General features: G+C 39.6%; 24 protein-coding genes and 2 pseudogenes. 6 read left to right on the top strand and 20 right to left on the bottom strand.

The window, feature by feature from the left end:
• Nucleotides 1–3: 3 nt before the first annotated feature.
• The 13 genes and pseudogenes from LJE09_RS06655 to LJE09_RS06595 all read right to left on the bottom strand — a co-directional run bounded on the left by LJE09_RS06655 (nucleotide 4) and on the right by LJE09_RS06595 (nucleotide 14,219).
• Complete coding sequence (locus tag LJE09_RS06655; protein ID WP_118575916.1) at nucleotides 4–1,257, bottom strand: AbiH family protein; 1,254 nt, start codon at nucleotides 1,255–1,257, stop codon at nucleotides 4–6.
• Nucleotides 1,258–1,294: 37 nt separating this feature from the next.
• Entirely contained in the window at nucleotides 1,295–2,404 is a 1,110-nt protein-coding gene (locus LJE09_RS06650) for a hypothetical protein (protein WP_055058989.1), read from the bottom strand.
• Nucleotides 2,401–3,879 carry a VPA1262 family N-terminal domain-containing protein gene (locus LJE09_RS06645; protein WP_227311068.1) on the bottom strand — a complete coding sequence of 493 codons (1,479 nt, stop codon included), beginning with the start codon at nucleotides 3,877–3,879 and terminating at the stop codon, nucleotides 2,401–2,403. The genes LJE09_RS06650 and LJE09_RS06645 overlap by 4 nt, the downstream gene beginning before the upstream one ends.
• A 442-nt stretch (nucleotides 3,880–4,321) precedes the next feature.
• Nucleotides 4,322–4,513, bottom strand: coding sequence for a hypothetical protein (locus LJE09_RS06640; RefSeq protein ID WP_133303294.1), 192 nt, complete (start codon nucleotides 4,511–4,513; stop codon nucleotides 4,322–4,324).
• A gap of 417 nt (nucleotides 4,514–4,930) precedes the next feature.
• Nucleotides 4,931–5,284, bottom strand: a complete 354-nt coding sequence (locus LJE09_RS06635; protein WP_055058992.1) for a hypothetical protein — start codon at nucleotides 5,282–5,284, stop codon at nucleotides 4,931–4,933.
• 460 nt (nucleotides 5,285–5,744) lie between these two features.
• Nucleotides 5,745–5,990 carry a hypothetical protein gene (locus tag LJE09_RS06630; RefSeq protein ID WP_008704376.1) on the bottom strand — a complete coding sequence of 82 codons (246 nt, stop codon included), beginning with the start codon at nucleotides 5,988–5,990 and terminating at the stop codon, nucleotides 5,745–5,747.
• A gap of 15 nt (nucleotides 5,991–6,005) precedes the next feature.
• A pseudogene (locus LJE09_RS06625) lies at nucleotides 6,006–7,157 on the bottom strand (IS1634 family transposase); the annotation flags it as partial.
• Between the two features lie 724 nt (nucleotides 7,158–7,881).
• Entirely contained in the window at nucleotides 7,882–11,142 is a 3,261-nt protein-coding gene (locus LJE09_RS06620) for a hypothetical protein (RefSeq protein WP_118633135.1), read from the bottom strand.
• A complete protein-coding gene (locus LJE09_RS06615; protein WP_118633134.1) occupies nucleotides 11,118–12,056 on the bottom strand; it encodes a ComEC/Rec2 family competence protein in 939 nt (312 codons plus the stop codon). The genes LJE09_RS06620 and LJE09_RS06615 overlap by 25 nt, the downstream gene beginning before the upstream one ends.
• Before the next feature lie 401 nt (nucleotides 12,057–12,457).
• Complete coding sequence (locus LJE09_RS06610; RefSeq protein WP_044952070.1) at nucleotides 12,458–12,760, bottom strand: helix-turn-helix domain-containing protein; 303 nt, start codon at nucleotides 12,758–12,760, stop codon at nucleotides 12,458–12,460.
• A pseudogene (locus LJE09_RS18725) lies at nucleotides 12,747–13,086 on the bottom strand (type II toxin-antitoxin system RelE/ParE family toxin). Before LJE09_RS18725 ends, LJE09_RS06610 begins: the two are co-directional and overlap by 14 nt.
• 202 nt (nucleotides 13,087–13,288) lie before the next feature.
• A complete protein-coding gene (locus tag LJE09_RS06600) occupies nucleotides 13,289–14,035 on the bottom strand; it encodes a retron system putative HNH endonuclease (RefSeq protein ID WP_118633133.1) in 747 nt (248 codons plus the stop codon).
• The gene (locus LJE09_RS06595; protein ID WP_147413757.1) at nucleotides 14,022–14,219 is read right to left on the bottom strand and encodes a hypothetical protein; all 198 of its coding nucleotides are present in this window, start codon (nucleotides 14,217–14,219) and stop codon (nucleotides 14,022–14,024) included. The genes LJE09_RS06600 and LJE09_RS06595 overlap by 14 nt, the downstream gene beginning before the upstream one ends.
• A 55-nt stretch (nucleotides 14,220–14,274) precedes the next feature.
• Between LJE09_RS06595 and LJE09_RS06590 the strand changes: the two genes are divergently transcribed.
• The 6 genes from LJE09_RS06590 (at nucleotide 14,275) to LJE09_RS06565 (ending at nucleotide 18,100) form a co-directional block, all read left to right on the top strand.
• Nucleotides 14,275–14,769, top strand: coding sequence for a helix-turn-helix domain-containing protein (locus tag LJE09_RS06590; RefSeq protein ID WP_118633131.1), 495 nt, complete (start codon nucleotides 14,275–14,277; stop codon nucleotides 14,767–14,769).
• Nucleotides 14,770–14,796: 27 nt separating this feature from the next.
• Nucleotides 14,797–15,462 (top strand): ImmA/IrrE family metallo-endopeptidase, encoded by a 666-nt coding sequence (locus tag LJE09_RS06585; RefSeq protein ID WP_215680368.1) that lies wholly within the window; start codon nucleotides 14,797–14,799, stop codon nucleotides 15,460–15,462.
• Nucleotides 15,463–15,480: 18 nt separating this feature from the next.
• Nucleotides 15,481–15,753, top strand: a complete 273-nt coding sequence (locus tag LJE09_RS06580; protein WP_173681001.1) for a hypothetical protein — start codon at nucleotides 15,481–15,483, stop codon at nucleotides 15,751–15,753.
• 44 nt (nucleotides 15,754–15,797) lie between these two features.
• Complete coding sequence (locus LJE09_RS06575) at nucleotides 15,798–17,270, top strand: Y-family DNA polymerase (RefSeq protein WP_173681000.1); 1,473 nt, start codon at nucleotides 15,798–15,800, stop codon at nucleotides 17,268–17,270.
• 11 nt (nucleotides 17,271–17,281) lie between these two features.
• Entirely contained in the window at nucleotides 17,282–17,734 is a 453-nt protein-coding gene (locus tag LJE09_RS06570) for a YolD-like family protein (RefSeq protein WP_055058489.1), read from the top strand.
• 174 nt (nucleotides 17,735–17,908) lie between these two features.
• A complete protein-coding gene (locus LJE09_RS06565) occupies nucleotides 17,909–18,100 on the top strand; it encodes a DUF6219 family protein (RefSeq protein WP_055058490.1) in 192 nt (63 codons plus the stop codon).
• 65 nt (nucleotides 18,101–18,165) lie between these two features.
• Here the strand turns inward: LJE09_RS06565 and LJE09_RS06560 are convergent, their stop codons facing one another.
• The 7 genes from LJE09_RS06560 to LJE09_RS06530 form a co-directional block, all read right to left on the bottom strand.
• Nucleotides 18,166–18,489, bottom strand: coding sequence for a hypothetical protein (locus LJE09_RS06560; RefSeq protein WP_155512383.1), 324 nt, complete (start codon nucleotides 18,487–18,489; stop codon nucleotides 18,166–18,168).
• 111 nt (nucleotides 18,490–18,600) lie between these two features.
• Nucleotides 18,601–19,371, bottom strand: a complete 771-nt coding sequence (locus tag LJE09_RS06555) for a hypothetical protein (protein WP_227311066.1) — start codon at nucleotides 19,369–19,371, stop codon at nucleotides 18,601–18,603.
• Nucleotide 19,372: 1 nt separating this feature from the next.
• Nucleotides 19,373–19,756 carry an SMU1112c/YaeR family gloxylase I-like metalloprotein gene (gene gloA2 / locus LJE09_RS06550; protein WP_055058492.1) on the bottom strand — a complete coding sequence of 128 codons (384 nt, stop codon included), beginning with the start codon at nucleotides 19,754–19,756 and terminating at the stop codon, nucleotides 19,373–19,375.
• Between the two features lie 141 nt (nucleotides 19,757–19,897).
• Complete coding sequence (locus LJE09_RS06545; RefSeq protein ID WP_055058493.1) at nucleotides 19,898–20,224, bottom strand: hypothetical protein; 327 nt, start codon at nucleotides 20,222–20,224, stop codon at nucleotides 19,898–19,900.
• Nucleotides 20,225–20,287: 63 nt separating this feature from the next.
• On the bottom strand, nucleotides 20,288–21,220 hold the full coding sequence (locus tag LJE09_RS06540) for a hypothetical protein (protein ID WP_055058494.1): 933 nt from the start codon (nucleotides 21,218–21,220) through the stop codon (nucleotides 20,288–20,290).
• A 150-nt stretch (nucleotides 21,221–21,370) separates the two neighbouring features.
• Nucleotides 21,371–21,979 (bottom strand): VanZ family protein, encoded by a 609-nt coding sequence (locus tag LJE09_RS06535; protein WP_055058495.1) that lies wholly within the window; start codon nucleotides 21,977–21,979, stop codon nucleotides 21,371–21,373.
• Nucleotides 21,979–22,116 carry a hypothetical protein gene (locus LJE09_RS06530; protein ID WP_227311065.1) on the bottom strand — a complete coding sequence of 46 codons (138 nt, stop codon included), beginning with the start codon at nucleotides 22,114–22,116 and terminating at the stop codon, nucleotides 21,979–21,981. The genes LJE09_RS06535 and LJE09_RS06530 overlap by 1 nt, the downstream gene beginning before the upstream one ends.
• Between the last annotated feature and the right edge of the window lie 63 nt (nucleotides 22,117–22,179).

Genomic DNA, 22,179 nt, shown 5'->3' with positions numbered 1-22,179 from the left:
TTTTTATTTTTCCCTCATGGAATCAGATTCCAATGTGCACGTATTTATCTTTTGAAACACTATTGTTTTATTTTTCCCACCCGTTCTCTTTACCAATTCATCCTGCCCTATAATTTTTATCAGATTGATAATCTTCTTTTTATAATCCTCTTTATCGGTGTAAAAAATTATTATCTTAACATTTTCGTTTAAAATAAATTTTCTTAATATATCCTTATCCGTAATGTCTAATGAATGTCCAAATATAAAAACTTTATGGTACTTAACTACTCTGTGATGCTTTTTAACTATTCCATTCTCTTTAACGATTGCTGATATTTCATATATTTTTTTCTCAGACTGAATTTCCTCAAGCCAGCCTTCATATAAGCCCCCTGTTTCCTTATGTATTCTTTGAAAAAATTTCTTAAATTCTATAAATTCGAGGTCTTTATCTCTCGCATCTCCTTCCAGATATTCATCAATTCCAAGCACCATATTTGTAGATTGGATATCATTCCTTAAATCAGCTTTTCCATGCACATAATCAAACTCCAAAAACGGATGTTCTCCATATATCCTCTGATATGTACATGTATAGTTGAACGATAAAATTTTGTCCAAATATGGCAAGTTTTTTATATCTGGCAGTCCATTTCCCAGCATAAAATTGCTAATATAATCTGAGAGATAAATTTCAAGTGCACGTGTAAGTTTATTCAGATCTTCCAGAAGTTTCTGTTTCCAAAAGTCAATTTCTTCTTTTTTCCAGACATGGGTCGCCATTCCTGATGAACTATCCATCTTTTCCAAAAATAGTGCAAGAACGTTTAATTGCCTTTGTGAAAGCACCGTTCCTACGCCTCCCTTTTGTATGGTCTCTTGTATATCCCTGCTTACACTGTTGAATGTCTGTATAATCAGGGAAATTTCACTTTCAAAGTCAATCCACCCGTCTTTTCCTTTTTGCTCTCTGCTTTTATACACCTCTGAAAAATATTTAATCCATGCATTATCCTTGCACAAATCACTTAACTCATGAATTGTTTTTCTTGATTGATCATATAAATACTGATCAAATTCAGAATCTTGTTTACTGTTAAATAAGTCTGTAAAATACTTATAGCAATTGATATCCTCTCCCGCAATCAATTCTAATCTTGAACTTTCTTGTGCCTTATGCTTGTAAAAAAAATCTATAAACTTCAGAAAATCCGCATATTTCGTGGGCAAACCATGTGCCAAATCAAATCCATTTCCTACTATTAAAATATTCATCCTTTGTCCTTTACTGGTTATGAATTTCCACTTAAATCTACAACATCGCCTCTAGTCTATGTTCCAGTTCTATTTTTTGTTTAACATGATCCTTCCAGTAATCCTCATGCCGCCGTATAAATAACTGTATCTTCCTGATACTTTGAGTCACGCTTTCATCCGCCTCTATAATCTGCTTTTCCTGCCCTGCCAGTACAATATAAAATATCTGCGTTATATCATAGAAAAAAGCGCAACACATATGTGTCGTTTTCTCATACCATGCATACATATCTTTTTCTAATATTTTTTCGTAATTTAAAAAACTAAGTTTCCACTCCTCCTTATTTTTCAAATCATATTGAAGAGAATTCAAAATTAAACTAAAGTAACCAGAAAACCATATTTCTCTTAAATTCTCATGTTTTTTCTTCTTTTTCTCGAACAATAAATTCCAATTCTCCAAAATATCTTTACTTATATTTTCTAAGATATATTTTTTTGATGTATCCGATAACCTTTCAAATTCCCAAGCCACAATATCCTCTTTATGATTCTGCAGCATCATATCCAGATTGATTGTCTGTGCAAAACGCTTCAGCGCTTCTCTGCTGACTTTAGAAAGAACGCTAAAAAGAAGCTGCTGCCAATTTGTATTATGTTCCTTTCTTTGTACCCAGCGCTCCCACAACGCCAAATCCCTGTCAGCAATTCTCTTGACCGCTGCAATTATTGCCTCTTTGCATTTTTCATCTATACCCGATGTCCGTTTCAACAAAATCCTGGCACATTCATAATAGAAACAAGGATATGCTACATCCATCTTTGCAAAATCCACAAGCATATCTGTTTCACAGCAAGTTGAAAGAAATATCCAATAATCTACAATGTTATTTTTCTCTGCCAAAAGCTGGCATAAACGTGCAGAGTCCTCCCTATATGCTTTTTGAAACAATCTGCAGACTAATTCATCAGGTTTTATACTTTTTCCCCTCTCATACGCATCAATGAATTCATATATCTTATCCAAATCATTATCAGCAATACCTTCCTGCAAATGTTCAAAAAATTTCTGATCAGCCCTTCCTGCGTTACCAGCAATATGAGTACTATAACTCACCGAACTGATCATTTCCCAAATATCTTTTTTTATTGTCTTCTCCATCATACTCCTTTCTTCCATACCAGGCATTCCGGAGCATCCAACTCATTCCATAATTCTTCAAATGCGTCTATCATCATCTGTGAATGTTCCACACTTTGAATAATATGATGTTTATTTCCAAGGCTATTCACAGATGTACCCAGTGACCAGACAGAAGAGGTATCCTGATCTAAATTAAGCACCATGAGAAAACGATCATGAAAACTGTAACCATAATCAGCCCACTGGCATCTAAGCTCTACATGTATACCATAATGATTACTCCTTTTCTCCATAATTTCCTGCTGCTGTTCTATCCAATCACATACACTCATTTTACTTTTTTCGGCAATTTCACCAGATGTAATTGCATATAACGTTACATTCATACTTTTCGTAAAATACCAAGTATGTAAAATATCCTCAACTGTCAGATAAGGATCCCACAGATACACCTTCCCTGTTTGTGCACGATTCATCAATGCAATCACATCTTTCAAAGCTTTCTGCGGTTCTGAATCTCTTCCATACCGTCTAAACTCAGCTCTGGCATATAACTCATCAACTCGTCTGCTATACTGACGCTTATGTATATGACTATCTCGCGTCCGAATAACAGGTTGTTCTATAATATTAACATTCTCCGCTGATATGGGTTCAATAATGTCAACAACCTGTCCTGTTTCATCATAAATGATACGCTGTTCTCCATACTGTGCACCCATCTGCAGCACATACGTCATTCTTCTTATAAAGCTTGTTTCCTGACGCGACAAAATCAATTGCCGTTTTACATCAATTATCGTTGTCCTGCAAAATCGGGAAGCATCACCAACTTCAAATGTAGTATTACATCCTTCCTGTTTAAATGTCCTGGTACCAAATGAAATAATCGAATCATCAAAAACGCCTTCTGACAATACCAGAAATTGATCATCTGACTCACATTCTTTATCAAATGACACATCATACGTTAACTGTCTCTCCATATCATCTTTTTTATAAGAAACCCTTACATTCGTTGACGGAAATTGAAACACAAAATTCCCAATACGATCTGATACAGAAAACAAATCAATTGGAATTGCATCGAATATTGTATCTGTCATCTTTCTGAACTGCACTGTGTTCAACACATTTACAATCTTTTTATCACAGTCAAAAAATTCCAAAATATAACTTCCATTAATAAAATTATTTTTTAATACTTTGTTTAAAAGCATCTCTTTTGTACTGTCCTGCTGAATAAAAACTTTCGATACCCCTTCCAGATATCCTGTTTCTAACCTTCCATCTCCGATGTCTACTTCCTTCTTATCTCTACTGTTGCATAACAATTCAAAAATACTTCGAACTTCTGATACATCCAGCACCTTTCTCTGTATTCCTAATGAATATGTATCAGTAATACTTTTAAGCTTTTTTAAAAGTCTCTCCGAGCTCTTTTCTACGTTCGGTCTTGTTTCAAATACAAAAATTGTATATACATTATCCGGCATTTCCTTTTCTCTTTGGCATAGATATATCGAAACCATTTCACAACAATTATAACTACCAAGGCTCTTACAGGAAATCAATTCATCAAATTCATGCAACAAATATTCTGTCGGTAGTTTTTCGTTCACTCTTTCTCTATACATATTTTTCTCCGATTAAATAGTACATTTTCTGTATTATGTATGCGATATTGTTTAATTACCTAAATCTTATTATATTATAATTTCCACCTGTCGGACTGCATGCTCTTTGCTGGACGCACGGTCTGACCTCAATGTCCTTGACAAAAGCACAATATGCTGAGACTATCTTTAGAATGGCAAAAACTAAAACCTGGACTTCATAGGATGCAGACTCCAATTCCGATTGAAACGAGCACCCTTTCGAGCATCACCAGTCGTCGAAAATTTAAGTCCCCGGAGTTTTCAAAATAACCACCCATTTCTATAATTTATATTCTTTATATAGTTGTTCACGATACACCTCGTCCTCAGATGCTTTCTCAGCATCTGAATAACGTTTATTCTTTAATAGAATATTTATAAGTGCTCCTAATCGATTTTCACCCTTTTTTTCACCTTTTTTTTCGCCCTTTTTTATTCCATTTTCCTCTGCATAAGAAATCATACTTAACATATCAGACACCTCCTTCTGACGAACTTGATTATCCGAATCTGGAATATATGATAATACTTTTTTCTGGTTTCCGGAAAATAATCCATATAAGAGATCCAAAAGTCCCTTTTCTTCCTGTCCTTCTCCACCGAGCCGTACTATTATAATCTCCAAAAGATCTGATTCCCAGGAATCAATTCGGAACTCTTTGTCTTTGATTCCCTCATTTTTGTAATTCTGCATCTTATAATATGATATGGTATTTTCCAGTTTCCTGGGAATATTATCGAGGCAGATCCAGATACTGTACACTTTTTCTAAATGACCATATCCTTTTCCATTTTCCCCTATCTTATCTAATTGTGCAGACAATTTACGGCAGCCATAATATATACTTCTTTTTACAACCGGATAACCCAGTGTGTAATTTTGCTGTATCTAAAAATCAATATGAAGATTTACCAGAAGCTTTCCTTCTGCTTTTGGATTTAAAGAACGGAACAGAATATCAAATGCTGCTGGTGCTTCATCTGTCGTATGAAATTCTGTATCCTCTCCACGTATGGTTTTTGCCATATCCTCTTCTACCAACGCGGTTCCTATCTGAATCGTATCACCTTCTATACAATTCATAATTTCTTCCAGGGAGCAGTCTCTATATTCTTCTACAGTATATTTTAGAATATTACTCATAATTGGTTTATATGAAAAAATATTCTTTGCTGACTGATCTTTCGTTTCTTTTCCATCTATCGTCTTTAGTGTTACAGAAATACTGTCTTTCACATCCATAAGTCTCTCCCTTGACCAGCTTTTATTTGTAATTTAAGTATATATCTTTTGAGGGAACATAGCAACTACAGAATTCTACTTATTCATTCCACGTATCCCTTCTTAACTCAAAACATCTATACGATAGCCCCATATTCTTCTGACAGCTCCTCATTGTCTTTAAATGAGCTAAAAACAAGTCAAGCATCAGCATATCCGGAGATTCTTCTCTTGGATATATCTGATGCTCTCTTTTTCTTTTCGGAATTTCGGGCTTACTTTCGTTTCTACGGTAGCTTCTCGGAACCCTTGATTTTACTGCTTTCCTAGAGCTATTTTTACAAGTAATTAACTGAATTTTCTGTAAATTACCATTTTTACCCTTTTTTTGTGCTCGTCTAAAAATCCTTCAGCTCATTGTGAACTTCCAGTTTTTTTCCGCCTAAATCAAGTGTCGCTATATCTGCGACTCAAAACAATTCTATTTTTCCGTCTTTTCTCCATCTGATCCTGCATTTAAAAAGTTCATGATCTCCTCATATGACCGCCCACTTTTTACAACTGCTGACAGGATCTCTTCTTTTCTTATGGCATCCCGCTTGTCTAACAGTTCTTTCAGATTTGCTGTTGCCTGATCATACTTTTTCTTCGCTGCGATCACATCAGCCTCTGCTTTTTCAATCTTTTCTTCCAATGCTTCCTTACTTGTTTTTCTTGTTCTTGCCATCTTTATTTTCCTTCCTTATTCTGCTTCTTTCAGTTCCTTACTCAGTTCTGACGCAAAGTATTTTATACTATTCGCATCCAGTCCAAAGGCTTTCAATATTACTTTCTGGTTCGCTGTTACTGCATGATCCAGACGGTATATATTGTCTAACTGACGTACCATTTCTATTTTTTCCAGCTCTTTTATTGCCGCCGGTACAGTCATATAGTTCAGTTTCTTATCCAGTTTTTTCATTTCTTCTTTTAGTTTTATATACATCTTGCAGCGCACTATCATGGCTACAAATTCAACAAATATCTTCGCTCTTGCTGATTCTTCTGAATACACCCGGATGCTCTTATTCCCCAGATATGATTTGTCTCCGCGGAATAGTTTCTCCGATACATCCCTGCTCTTATACAGTTCGATTGCTTCCTTCGCACTCATCTTTTCCGATGTAACGATACAAAAATATCCTGCCAGATCCAGTTCTCTTTCTACCACACTGCACCGTTCTTCTGGTAGTATAAAAGCCTGACTCTTTTCATCATAATGAAGGTTAAAATACTTCTCAAATCCAGGACCGAATTCCTTTACTTTATTCTGGTACTTTTTCAGATACTGCGTCATCTGGTTGATCCGATTTTCAATCTCTATCCGTTCTGCGCTTTCTTTGGAAATACTATGATACAGATGAAAATAACGCTCTTTTTTATCACTTGCATACAGTTTGTGCCGTATTGTCTTTCCGTAAACTCCATATTCATAGATATTGTTTACCCGCTTATTTTCGAATGTCCCTTTATTTTCCAGGATCAGTTCATTCACAAGGGCAGACATCCCTTTCACCATGATAACAAAACTATACCCACATTTATCCATATATTGTATATTCTCGCAGCTGAAATATCCCCTGTCCAGAATGAATCCAATCTTCTTATAACCATATCCGGATGCTTTATCCAGCATGAACTGAAGCTGGGAGATATCATTCAGACTTCCTGGATATTTTTCATAAAATAATGGTTCCTGATTATGAGTATCATACGCAACTGCATAATTAAATACCGGCTCTCCCATATCTACTTTCGGATGCCCAAATTCAACCATTTTTATGTCTCCAGCCTGACAGTTTTTATTCGTTGAATCATAAGAAATATAAATCTTTTCACGGTAATTCCGTAACTCATGGATCATAAACCCGGTCATACTCATACTCTATATATACAACATTTGACTTTTTTCTCCGTGTGATCTTGCCTTTTACGGTTGGTACTTTCACTAAAAAATCCAGATACATAGCTCCCTCCTTTTAGGCGGTTATCCGTCTAAAATAGGCGTACTATATTTCCCAGTTATCTGCAATGGAAAACCGCAGAAAACCGGGATTTTTTATGATTTTATTTCGTTCTTTTTTCTTTAGGTGGAAAAATTACTGGATGTTCACATGAATTAGGGGTAGTTTAACTCACCATCATTTATTTTTCATCTTCTGAAACTCCCATTATAATATTTCTTAAATCTTCTACTTTACCTATATGATACAATTGGAAAGAATCGCATTCAGAGCAGTTCTAATTCATCTCAGAACTGCTCTTTTTATCTGCTCTGAATCTGATACTTTCCTAATGAATTTTTAGCAGATCAAATAGCAAGCCAACAAGTCTACCTGCGTACTGCCACTATTTTTCGCCCCACCTCAAGCGCTGATACGCCTCCTGTATAAAGTCCACAAACTCCGGACTCATCGTCTCCACGACTTCCTTTCCCACGACATTCCGCAATGCTATCACGCCTACCTTAGACAGCCAACACTTCATAGTACATATCTTTAGCATTGGTACATATAAAATCATTATACATCTTTTTCGTACATCATTTCATTTTTTACAACAAAAGCAGGCGTAAATACTTATCCCTTGTTATTTTGGTATTCTCTCACGAAGCAACTGTTACACGCTATCCCCATCATCTCTTCTAGCTCATCTGGTCGGACAATATAATTTTTAAATCTATCGATTAGATTCTGTGCTAACATGGTCTCTCCTATAATAGCCGGTATCTCTGCTTCAACCGCCATAGCGATGGTGCTACAAGGTTCATAGTAATTTACGTTTTCTCTAACTTTTAACTGCACTTCAAAATTTGGAGATTGCAGTTTTACATGCTCTGCACTCTCAAGATAGGCAAGTATTACTTCCATATTTTCATTCTTAAAATGCGTTATTTCTTCCAACATTCTACTCACTGAAAAATGTGTGACATATATCTGATCAAACCGTTCTAAGAGATCTAACTTCTCTTCAACTGCAAGCAAATATAATCCCCACGTATCGATTGCGATTGATTTATGAATTTCATATTGTAATTTATTCGCAATGCTCTTTGGCGAAAGATGCCACTCTTCTTGTTCAAACAAGCTCTTCGCTGCATTTGCCCCTTGAATGTTGATTCCTCTCCATTCCCGTTCCATATGTGGAGGATACTTTTTCTGCCATACTAAAAATCGTGCCCCTTCATTCGTTAAAAAAACACCTTCATTTTCTGCTTTATCAAACTTACCGAATAATGGATTTTCTTTACTGAAATATTTCCATGCATTTTCACTATCAAGATTACACATATACGCAACCAAAGAAATTCGATGGAACTCATTTTCCGACATCAAGCCCTGCTCAACCAAAACGCTTCTCATTTCTACAAATTCATCCGGATTATTAAAACTATTTGTACACATCATCAGCTCTGATTCCCACAACTCTCTGACTATCTCATCTTTCATTTCATCCTTATGAATCATATAAAAATGCAACGCTTTTTTTAAGTCTCTCCGATAATCGAGAATATAACTGATATATGCTCTAAATGCATATTCCGGCTCGCTTTCTACATACTCTGTATGCTCTGTGAAAAGCGTTTCAAACATAGCATCCGCTTTATCCAACATACTATTTCTTTTATAAAACTGCAAAATTTCCTTCCATAACTCAAAACACGGATTCTTTTTCCAACTATTAATATACCTCTCTTCCGCTTCTTCTGGCTCATGGGAACACTCATAGATAAAGTTTTCAAAAGTTATCACCATTTCCTCTTTCCCATTCTTTCGTATATATTCCAGATGTCGTTCCATATTGAAAATTGTATTCCATCCAAAAAGATATTTTCCCCATCTATAAAGATTGAACAATAAAGCCCTCACCAAAAGCTGCTCTTTTTCATCGATCTTCGCCAGACTCCTTTCTGCCTTATTCAGAACAGCATATAGCTTTTGATCCAAATCCGAATTTCTTCTCAAAACTTCAGGATTTTTAAAATCAAGTATATGAAGCATAGCATGTTCTTCTTCCAATATAGAGAGCAAAATTTTATCCTCTTCTGTCAAATAATGGAACTGTGTCAAATTAATATATCCGGATTGACATACTATTTTTGCATACTTCATTTCAAAATCACGTTTTATCTTCACATCATTCGGTGAATTTTTAATCAAAGTCGGATATAGCGTCAAAATTCGATAATTGTCTTGTTCAAAGAAAAACGTGTCATATATAATGCCTCCCTCTCGTTTCATCATCGCCTGAAGATATAATTCATCTGCTTTATCTAATAAAATCAGGAAGCATTCTCTTGCTTTATAAAGTGAACTGCGATCCACTTTTTCTATCTCTATAGTATTGTCTGCTCTAAGTGCATCATGAATTGCCAAAAGATGATATGCACAGCCAAGCGATTCAAGCACTGCATGATCTTGTCCCAATCGATATGCACGATTTAAGCATCGGACAGATTTCACATATTGCTTATAATGCTCTCCATACACATAGCCCAACATTTGATAGACAAGTGCTTCCGTTTCCATATCTTCAATCTTTATCGTCAAACATTCTTTTTCATCGAGAAATTTTCCAATCGTTTCTTCAACCGGAGCATCTTCAACATAAGCTCGACTGATACTGGCATATACTTCTGCAATTATCTTTACTTTTTCATCCAAATTACCTTTTTGTAAAAGCGCTTCTGTAAACGCGATTATTTCTTTAAACTGTTTCTTTCCAAAATTAAACGTAATCCAACGCAACGGATCATGCCCATCCAAAAAACCTCTCTTCTGCATTTCCTGTTCCAAAGCTTCATACTCATCGTCCAAAAGACAAGCTTCATAACAATATAACAAGTGCTTTATATGCGTACATGCTATCTTCTTACTGCACTTTTCAAAGCGTTGATCCTTTATTGCCATTTTTGCTGTGTTAATCGCATTCTGAAATTTCACATCATCAATATATGCTCTCACCTTTTCGGTCTGCGCAACCAACCATTCGTCATAGAAATCCCTAATTTCTGGCTGTGCTTCGTTACTAATATACGTCGGATTATCCTTTTGGGGTGCAATCTCTTCATTTGGAATTCCAAGTATTCTCGATTCCATCCTTATCTGAAAAAATATTTTCATAATACTTCTTATGGCTTCCATCTTCAGAGCATGCACCTTTCCTCGATAAACGCTTCTTCCAACTCCACTTGTAAATAAGCCAACAATTGTTTTTTCATTTGCTTCCAGACTCCACACAGGTGAACCTGAAAAGCCATTTAGCTCATATACTCGATTGCCAGAGTCTACATGAGCATCTTCTATCTGCCACAATAACACCTCTTTATCATTCGCATTATGAAGTATCCTTCCATATGTACCTTCCACATAATTTAGAAGTTCCTCAATCTCTGTTTCACTTCCCGGAAAGCCCTGTGCCAGCACGCCATCTCCTTTACGTGCTTCACCAATCACATAATCCGTCGTTTCCAAACTTATCTCTTTTTTAATTTCCAAGCAAATGACTGCTGCATCGATGGAATGTTCTATTACTCCTCCTGCGCTCTCACTCACTTTATCGATTGGAGAATACTTTACTTGCTCCCGCATCGCTTCCAGCTTTTCTACCCGATATAGTTCCTGCTCCCGATTTAGCGGAAGTAAAGAATAAATCTGAAATGGTTCTTCCAAGTTATCTAGTACATGCGCACAGGTAAAGATATAAAGATTACTTCCGCTTCCCGGATAAAATAAAACTCCGCTTCCCGACGACGTTCTCTTTTCATCTGTGATGAAAACCGAATACTCTTGCGTTTCCAGTTCTAATTGAGCAATTATTCTTTCTTTGGAAGCTTCCATAAATATTCTCCTTCCTCAAAATGTATCTTTTCCAACTTTGCTTGCTCTTCAATATTCAACATACTCGTCCACCAGTCTGTCGAACCATAAATTGTAATTTCATCATTCCACTTCAAAAGCTTTGCAATTGTCTGCTTATCCGGATGAGTACTTCCATCCGCACAAATCATATAAGTTTGACATTTTATCTTTCCACTCCACTCTTCTGAAAGATTTCGCACGGAACCATGATGCGAAAGCTTTATAAAATCATAGCTACTATTTCCCACAACTTGCAAAATATCCTCCGCCCAAGCGTCTCCCGTAAATAAAAGCTTCTGCCCTTTATATGCGACCTCCATAATGACGCTTGCCCGATTGTTAGGACTGGTATCCTTTCCTTTAATTGGCATATTCATCAACTCTCCAAAAGAATATCCATAGTCAGATGGCTTTCCGAGCACTACATTACCAAGCGGTTGCGGAAACAACCGATATAATGTTTCTTCATCCGGCCATAAAACTCGAAAAACTGCTCCATCTAATTCATAGGTCGTTCCTGCTATCACCGGTTTAACTGGTATTCCTTGTTCTTTGAGTGCGGTATAGACTTCATCGTTTTGTTTCACAGATAACTCTGCATTTTTCCCCATTAAGCTGCCATGATTCATCCAGACTTCTTCGATACTCAGCTTTATTTTATTGCGTAGGTTGTACAGAAGCCCGCCCAGATGATCCATATCTACATGCGAAAGCACCATTACATCAATTTTTTCGTGATTTGCCACGATTTGTTTGCAAATCGCTTCAAATTCTAATCCAAAACGTATCTCACCGCTATCAATTAAAATATTATGCGATATACCAGATGCTCCTGTGTAGCGCAGGCGAAGGCAATCTCCTTTGCCTGCATTGTAATTGAATATTTGTAGCATGTTGCTCCTCCGTGAATCCATCATTGAACCTAATTCCTTCATAGATACAAAAAACATAGTATCTTATATTGCTATTCCAGCATCATCCCTTACCTTTTCTGATGCTAATATATCCATCATACTCGGATTACCCTCTCTAGTACAGCGAATATTAAGTAACTGCTATATTGACTTGTCTGATTTTTCATCTGCGGCGTTGTCGTCAATCGCCGTAGCCACCGCTACGCCTCATTCCTCCGCCTTGCAGCTGAAGAAATCATCCTGCGTCAATATAGCAGAAACTTAATTTTCGCTGTACTAGTATGCATAGAATACATTTTTTAGCATCTTCTTTTACTTGTTCATATGTTCGCAATGCTTCTTTTGCTTGATTAAGTACAGTTCCCATTTTCTCATACTCTTTACATTTTATTTTTTGTTGGCATCGGAACAAATTCCAGCTTTAATTGCATCCCTAATCCCTGTGCAAGTTTTTTCACCATACTCAGGCTGGGATTTCTTGTTCCGTTCTCAATCCGGCTTATATCTGCCTGCGTAATTCCGGTTTTAGCTGATAAATCTTTCTGTGTCATATTCTGCTGCACTCTTGCATCAATCATCGCCTGGATAATATCATATTCCGGTTGCAATGCATCATATTCTGCCTTTACCTCCGGATTCTGCAATGCTCTTTTTTTATAATCTTTATAGCTACTCATTGCCATACCTCCGTTCATAATCTGCTTTATACTTCTTTGCCAGTTCTTTTTCTGCCTTTGGTGTCTTCTGCGATTTTTTTATAAATCCATTGGTCAGTATCGCCTTCTTGCCTACAACAAAGAAATACAGTACTCTTGTAATATCTGATCCCTGCTTGGTGCGAAGCTCAAATATCCCATTCTCCGTTTTTAATATGGCTCACGAAGTAATGGACCGTTCATTTCCAGTAAGTCAATTGTCCGCAAAGTTTTTGCCAGCAACTTAGGATCCAGGGAATCTAATAGTTCCTGCACAGGGCATCTTCTGTATCATATAAAATGCTCTCGTACATTAGAATGCTCCTTCCTCTTTATAATTATAATATGTCGTATTCGACATATTGTCAAGATGATTCCAAACACTTTTTCATAAGAATCTGCTACACAATCTGAAAAATAACGGAATTTTCTTCTATGCTTATATAATTGGAACGCATACATAAAAATGACTCCCCATGAAATATGCTTAATATAAATCATGTGAGAGTCTTGTTATTATACTAATCTTAATGCGATATGTTCTATATCTTCCTCTAACTTTTTTAAATCAGCTGTCCACTGTTCTGATTCCAGAAGAATATTTTTTATTTCATTATAAGTATCATCATTTAAAAGATTTGTCGCTTTAGTTGCTGAATAGGACATATCTGGTAAACAATTTTCCATTATTTTTCGTAATCTGTTTTTGTATTTCTTTTTAAATCCCTCTTCTTTTAAATCAGTTTCAATCTCCATTAAACGCTCTTTTAATGATTCCCACTCTTCCATTCTTGGAACCATCACTCGCCGAATATCATTGAGTCCTATTACATCAATCGTACTTTCTCCAATTCCACCGGAATCAATTGCTTTAAATCTGAAACGATTAGCATTTACGATTCCGAGATATTCCCTTGGTTCATTTTCACATGGATTAATAATTTTTTCCTCACGATTATTTTTCTTTCTGTTACATCGTAAACAAGATGGAAAAAGATTTTCCCAGTTTACTACCTCATCTGGATTTTTAGACTTCGGCAAAAAATGGTCGATTGTCGCATCTTTAGATTCTATCTCTAACCTACACTCACAATAAGAACATTTTCCATGACTCATATCAAGCATAGCTTCTTTTAATGGCTTCTTAATTTTAGTTGAGTTCCAGACATCTTTATCCCTATCTTCTGCATACAACTTTTTTAATTCTTCACAGACTTCATCTGTGAGTTCTTTTGGTCTTTCTCCTCGTTCAAGCTTTATCATCTGCTTCAATCATCTCCATATCCAGTTTTAAAATCTTACTTTCGTTACTTCCTGGACTCACCATTTCCTTTAACTCATCATAAAGCATTTTTGCTTTTTCATAATCTTCCTCATCCATTGCTGCTGAAAATTCTTCTAAATGTTGAGTCGAGTAGGCTTTACAAAAAAAATCGCTGCTTCTCACCGGCAACTTTCCCTTCCGGCAAAAAACAGCAAAATATCCCACATGGAGGCATGACATGAAAAAAGATACGAACTTACTAAACACACAGGATGTCCGGGCTGAGGCAGCCACTGCACTTACACCGAATGCGACCAACGGCGAAAAGATCAAAGCTCTGCGAACCGCACAAGGTATGAGCATGGCCGAACTCTCCAGACGAGCATCCATGTCTGATCGTGCCATCCGCTATATCGAAGCCGGCGAACGCGAACCAAGCGTGGACGCAATCCAGAAGATTGCTGCTGCTCTTGGTGTCACGACCGACTACTTTATGGATGATGCCACCTTCCAGAAGGAACTCAGCGATGACCAATTCTACGCTGATGTCCGTAAGAAGTATGGCTCCCGCGGTGTAGCGCAGGCAAAGAAAATAAAAGAACAGACCTCTGCCCTTTTTGCAGGCGGCGAGCTGTCCGAAGAAGATCAGGCTAATTTCATTAAGGAAATGGAAGCCCTCTTCCTTGACGCAAAAGAAGAGGCAAAAAAGTTTACTCCTAAAAAATATCTGTAATTGAATTGCAGAGGAAAGGAGTCGCTGTTGGACAACTTTGCTATTACTGCCGCCGACGCTGTAAGCCGCCGATACAAAAGCAATGACCCGGAAGCTATCATTGCCCAGCGCGCCATTAAAATTAAAGACATCCGGTTCTGCGAAGAGCTCCTTGGGTTTTACACGGTGCTTCTAAATTGCGAATACATCGGCATCAATCCAAACTGCTCAAAGCAGCAACGCAGATCCGCACTGGCTCACGAACTTGGGCACGCTATCTTTGACCGGAAACATGCGGCATCCGGTCAGGCTTTCCAAGATACATATTTTTATAGTCTCAGCAACGCAAAAGCAGAACGCAGGGCGAATACGTTTGCTGCTGAACTGCTGTTGTCAGATGATGATGTGCTGAAACCAATCGGCTTCTATGAATTTAATGCCGACAGGCTTCAGATGGAGGCTTCTCTGCCAACCCACTGCTCCAGCACATACCGTGCCTTGAAATACCACGAGCTTCTGCAAGACTTTCAATACACGCATACAGGATTCGCCACCCTTGAGGAGATTGCACAGGTGGCTGGAGTCGAAAAAAACTTTGTTGATTTTAAACTGAACATTCTTACCGCAAAAGGGTACCAGCTTCCTGCTGTGCCGGAGCTTAAGAGCAACTTTCTGAAAGATTCCATGAAAAATTGCTCTAAGTGCTATGATTAAACATGGAGGTGACTGCTTATGACAAAAGAACGAGTCTATGTAAAGGTATCCTCCGACTTTGATTCTACAGGCTATATGCAGCCGACATCGATCACTTGGTCGGATGGACGTACCTTCCCAATCGAAACTGTGCGTGATTTCCGCCCTGCCGGAACCGCAGACAACGGTTACTCTGGTGACTGCTTTACTGTGCTCATCCAAGGGCAGGAAAAGCATCTGTTCTTTGAGCATCTTGATCCACACTTCAACGGTCGGTTAGGCCGGTGGTTCGTTGAGAGATCCGGACATTAACAGCAATATAACAAGGACATAGTCAGAAAGGAGGGAACCACACGATGCAACGCACATATCTTGCAATAGATCTTAAAAGCTATTACGCGAGTGCGGAATGCGCTGCTCGACACCTCGACCCGCTTACTACAAATCTGGTCGTAGCAGATTCCTCCCGCACTGAGAAAACTATCTGTCTCGCTGTGTCTCCTTCCCTGAAAGCCTATGGCATTCCGGGTCGCGCCAGACTGTTCGAGGTCGTGCAGAAGGTCAAGGAGGTCAATGCGAATCGGTTAAGGGAAGCGGTACGACTTAGAAAAGCCGTGTATAAGGACGGTAGGCCATTCTTCTCCTCTGCTTCCTATGATTCCTTATCGATTGCCGCCGACCCATCACTCGAACTCTCTTACCTTGTTGCACCACCCCGGATGGCATATTATGAAAAGGTGTCGCGGCAGATTTATGGCATCTATCTGAAATACATTGCCCCGGAGGACATCGTGGTATATTCCATCGACGAGGTGTTCATCGATGCCACCTCGTACCTATCCCACTATAATATGACCGCACACGACCTTGCCATGACAATGATCCGGGAAGTGCTTTATACGACCGGCATCACTGCCACCGCCGGGATTGGTACCAATCTATATCTGGCGAAGCTGGCAATGGACATCACTGCCAAACACGCTGCGCCTGACAAGGACGGAGTCCGCATCGCTGAGTTGGATGAAGAGAGCTTCCGCTATCTCCTCTGGGATCACAAGCCTCTCACAGACTTCTGGATGACTGGTCCCGGTACCGTCAAGCGACTAGAAAAGCACGGCATCCATACGATGGGCGAGCTGGCATATTTCAGCACCGTCAATCAGGATATCTTATATAATGAATTCGGTGTTGACGCCGAACTGCTGATTGACCATGCCTGGGGGCTGGAGCCCTGCGGTATGAAAGAAATCAAAGCCTACAAGCCCAGCACCAACAGCATCTCCGAAGGTCAGGTACTCTCCTGCCCTTACCCATATGACAAAGCCAGAATCATTGTCATGGAGATGGCTGACAGCTTAGTATTACAGTTGACGGACAAAGGTCTGGTTACGGACAGCCTGACACTGGATGTGGGCTATGACCGTGAAAACTGTGACAGCGGCAAGTACAGAGGTCCGGTACACATTGACCACTACGGCCGCACTGTTCCGAAAGGTGCTCATGGCAGCACAAAACTGGATAATCCGACCAACCTCGGAAGCATCCTGATCTCTGCCACAACTGAGCTGTTCGAGAGAATAGCTGATAAAACCCTGACGGTAAGACGGATCACAATAGCTGCCAACCGTGTGGTCAAAGATGAGGGATTCTTCCAAGTTGACCTATTCACGGACACAACCAAACTGGAAAAAGAGAAAAAGCTACAGAATGCGATGCTGGGTCTCAAGAAGAAGTTCGGCAAGAACGCTGTACTAAAAGGAACCAACTATCTGGACGGCGCTACGATGAGAGAAAGAAATCAACAGATAGGCGGCCACAAGGCCAAGTGAGGAGGGAGAACATGGACTACAAGAACACACCGGAAGGCAGATCCGTCCAAAGTAAGTATGGCAAAATACTCCATGCTTCCCGCCCGGAGCCGCCACATAATCATCCCCGGATGCCGATGTCAAATCGCGCTAAAATCTTCTCTCCTTTTGCCGCCTTGCGAGGCTATGAGGATGAGATTACTTCTGAAGGCAGAGATCATCTCAAAGGAAACAGAATCGAGCTGTCTGAAGAAGGCAAGCAAGCTCTGAGCCAAAAGATCAGCCAGCTTCGAAAAGGACAAGAGCTCACAATAAAATATTTCACGGACGGCTACTATGAGAATGTAGCCGGAGTATTGGATGCTGTGGATGCGATAACTAAAGAACTACGAATTTACACAGGATTTATAAATGATACCGGCAAAGAGCTGCCGACCATTATTGCATTTGAAGATATATTAGAGATTGGGGTGAATATGACTTGAATTACTACTTTTGCGATGCCTGCCGCTACTGCTTCTCTGCAGAGAAGCTACCCGACCGTTGTCCTGACTGTGGAGCGGTAGCACACAATAATAAAAAGGCAGTACGGCCGGCGAGTAAAACGGAAATCGAGGAATTGCTCAAAATACAGAAAGAAGATAAGGAGGACACACAAAATGAAAGCACATAAATATTGGTCACTCGGCGCACTTGCCTGCATGGCAGGGTGCTTCTACACAGGCTGCAAGAAACTGATGCAGGCTCATAAGTATTTCGCTTGCGGCTCTCTGGTCTGCATGGGCATGGCAATCTACTCAGGCCACAAAATTGCACCAAAAAAGAAAAAAGCTGAAAATCCTGAAAAATAAGAACACACGCCCTCGCCGTAACAAGCGAGGGCTTTTTTGAACTCCAGGAGTTCATTTTATTTCCGTTACAAACTATATACTTCCATCATAAGTCGTATCCCGACTTTCAGTCCTTCCTCAAAAGCGGTCTTCTCCCATGCGCAGCACACCGTCCCCTGCCGGTCCATGATCTTTTCCCAGAGCGGAATCTTATCTCCTACATAATCATCTACCAACCTATCCATACCATCTAGCCCACGCAGCCACTCTTCCAGCTCCTTTTCCTTGGCCTTTGCAGTTTTCCCGGCAACTGTGTTTTTCTCTACTGGATTATTCTCCGTGTAATGCTCGTAGATCAGATCCAGCAGGTTCTCCACCGGCGGGTAATACTCCGGCTCTGTTTTCTTCAAATACTCCTCCAGCATTTCCTTCAATTTTTCTATAATGCTACCATCCTTCCCAACTGAGATTCACATCCTCAGTTATGGCACATATTACCGCACACTTCTGTACATAGCAACCTATTTTTTGCGGGTTTTCGGATGTCCCATCTTCTCCTTCACTTCATCCGGCACATCAATCAGTCCAAACCGATAGAACATCCCATAAATGTAAGTCACTCCCCGGATATTGCCCAGAGCTTTGGGTCTCTCTACTACTTCTTCTTTTATATTTCCCAGTGCCAAAACTATAGAACTCCATGCCAAACTCTTACTCTTCTCCCGGCGGTCGATCCACAGCTCTTTCGTGTACTCGCCGTTCCTACCTTTTTTTATTTCGTAAGAGAATGGCAACCCGGAGTAGGTTTTGAATTTTATCCCGGCATAGGCCAGAACCACACCCCAGAGGTTTTCTTCTGTCGGATGAGCCCTCCACAGCTTCATTGCTCTGTATCTTCTCTGCCGCTCTGCTCCGACACTGATCTTTTCTTTCTCTGTACTTGGGAAGTACACGCCTTTTTTATAAGGCAGGTACGAAGTGACGGAGGCTTTGGAGAGTTTCAGGGTGTTTGCAGTTGAGAGTATGGAGGTTTTATAGTCCTGTGTTTCTCTGTATTCTTCAAAAGTGTTTTTTACTTTTTCCGCCACTTCTGATTCATACACACCTGCCGTGATGAGCAGCTTCCGTACCTTGATGGGGTTTAGAGCCAGAGCATCGCCGATGGCCTGCAAGGACATCTCAGAATTATAAAGCGCCACAGCCGCATCCATCTGCTCTTTCAAATTCTTTCCGGCATCGTACTCCGGCTTCAGCTTCTTCCGACCGCCGCCGGGTTTTCTTGTTTTCTTCATTTTACTCATGCAGCTCCAGCGGCAGACCATCCGGGTCGTGGAAGAAAGTCATCTTCTTGCCGGTGTAATCATCCACGCGGATTGGCTCACATTCAATGCCAACTTCCGCCAGTTCTCTGACCGTCTGCTCCACGCTATCAACGCAGAACGCAAGGTGACGTAGGCCACAGGCCTCCGGGCGGTTCACACGCTTCGGAGGGTTTTTCTCAGCGAAAATCTCCAGTTCTGTGTGCTCATTGACACGTAAATCCAGCTTCCAATCCTCGCGTTCCGGGCGGTAGTTTTCTCTGATGACAGAAAAGCCCAGCTTGTTCACATAGAAATCCTTAGCTGCTTCGTAGTCAGATACGATAATTGCAATATGATGTACTTTTGATAAATTCATTTTGTGTCGCGCTCCATTTCTTTAAATTTTGCTCTTCTTTTATTTTCGTTATAAACTATATGACAACCTTCAAAAATTACCGTGTGAACTCCTGGAGTTCAGTTTGTCCACACGGCATTTATTTTTTTTCTTGGGTTCTTGTTATTTCAGCTTTTCCAGAATCTCATCCGCACTCATCCCGCTTGCCAGCAGCTTCTTCAGCACAGCCTCTGCTTCGGTCTTCTTTGCTTCTTCAGCAGCCTTAGCATCGGACTTTGCCTTCTTCGCTTCCAGGGTTGCCACTTCTTTTTCGGCCTTCTTCAGAGCAGTCTTCTTCTCTTTTAATGTGTTCTTCTGCTCTTCAATCGCTTTCTGGATGGATGCGATCTCAGCAGTCAGGGAAGTGATATATTCCTGCTTCTCTGCGATCTGGGATGCGTAGTCATTATTAGTTTTGGGACGGTTTTTGCTGCCTTTCGTTCTGGGCATCGTGATAACCTCTTTCCTTTATTAGTTGTTTAAGTATAGCACTGTGTTGGGGGACGGGCAATATCATGAATTCGCAGTATAAAAATCCAAATATTTATGCTGTGTCTCACAGTATTTGATATAGCTTGTCATCAAAGAAAGGCATTGCACTCTGTCTACTTTTAATCCAGACGGGTGTGCCAGTTCATTGCGAGTTAATCTTAAATATGTAGCATATATTGCCTTTGCCGCATTATCAAGCGAAGGCGACAAACCCTTCACTGTCGGATATTTAATCTGATTTGTAGTCGCATCTTTCAACTTAAGAACTTCTAGCAATATGTTTTCATATTCCGCATACCGCTGCGAAACCACATTCTTCCCCTGTAAAGCATTTACATAAGTTGCTTGTAATGTCGGTTCTTTATTAGCAAGAAAGCTTTCCATTTTTTCTATAAGTTGCGTTGCCAAATACTCACCAGCCAATCCAAGCATAATAAGTGCTGATTCAAACGCATCTGCATTATAGCATTTTAAACTTTGTTCAATATAGAATTTTTCCCATTCATCAATAGATGAAATCGAAGAAATCTTCTGCATATAGGCATCTGGGTCATATGGAAAAATATCGCGTTCTTCTATACATTTCAATCCATATTTCGTAACATGAAAATATGGAAGGCTATCTCCGTAACCACCAATTGCACCAGGAGATAAAATATTATGATATGTCATCAAATGAACTTCTTCATTAAACAAATCCAGATTATCATTATCTAAATTTGTATTGCTCAGATAATATGGATATTCACCCGGAACTCCCCATGCCATTGTCGGGATTTCTACCACTTTTTCTATCACGCCATGTTCAATGCCGATATACTCGACTAATGCTCGCAGAGCTGAAACAGTTCCCCTATAGCCGTACATTTCAAATGTCTTTTTCCAAGGAGTCTTTTCTGGATTTTTTTCTGCAAGAGCTTCAAATATCAAATTTCTCATTTCAAGACTTGTCATTACGAAATCCCTCCAATCTAACAGATTTCTTTTCTCACATCTCAGCCGATCATAAGATCGTTGCCCGCTGCTCACCACGGAGAGGTGTGTGATATTATTAGAGCAGCGTAGGGAGCATCCGCTCCCAGTATATCACAATTTCATCCAGTTTTACAGATGCTTTCTTGCCTTCATCGCCGCACAATACATCAATCCACCGATCATTCCACCGACTGTGTTATAGAAGATGTCTGATAGCTGGAACGTTCCTAAGCGAAGCAATAATTGCAGCATTTCTATGCTTATCGAAAAGATAAATGCTATCTTTCCGCTATACCACAGTATCTTCTTCCAACTGTTTCCTATCTTCTCTCCGAACGTCCACATCACTACTGCTGAAAATGGCACCATCATAATTACGTTCTCGATGCACTCGGTGGTCAGCTTCTGTTCGCCATTCACAGTCTCCCAGATGCCCCAACCACCCATGACATCGGACAAAGGATTTAGCCATAGATTACGGTTTAGTAACGTCCTAAACAAAATCATCGATGTTACAAAAGCCAGCAAGAATAACTTCCGAAAGAACACGCTCCCCTTGAATTTTTGATACCAGGTCACTATGGCACTCTTCCATCCTTTGCCAGCCTCTTCAGGTTCATATGCATATAGATAGAAGAACATGGCAAAGAATGAAAGCAGGAGCGAGAATCCAAACGGCTCGTACAAAGCAGTCAGGATGTTTGTGAGAATTTTGGCTAATACCTTTATTGCTTCCATTACAGATCACTGAACAGATCAGCCTTGTATACGCCGTTCTCCAGCATCTTCTTGAAGCTGTCCTTTACAGCTGCGACATCTTCATGGTAGGTCATACCATACCAGGTATCGTTGGTTTTCAAAACCTTTACAAACATCTTTCCCTGCTCTAGAGCGTGTCTGAAAAACATTTTAAATTGTTTATTTTAACCAAATTAATA

This window comes from Blautia sp. DFI.3.45 (assembly GCF_020593505.1).
Lineage (GTDB): Bacteria > Bacillota > Clostridia > Lachnospirales > Lachnospiraceae > Blautia_A > Blautia_A wexlerae.
The sequence above is the reverse complement of the archived record's forward strand: the minus strand, read 5'-3'. Positions and strand labels throughout refer to the sequence as shown.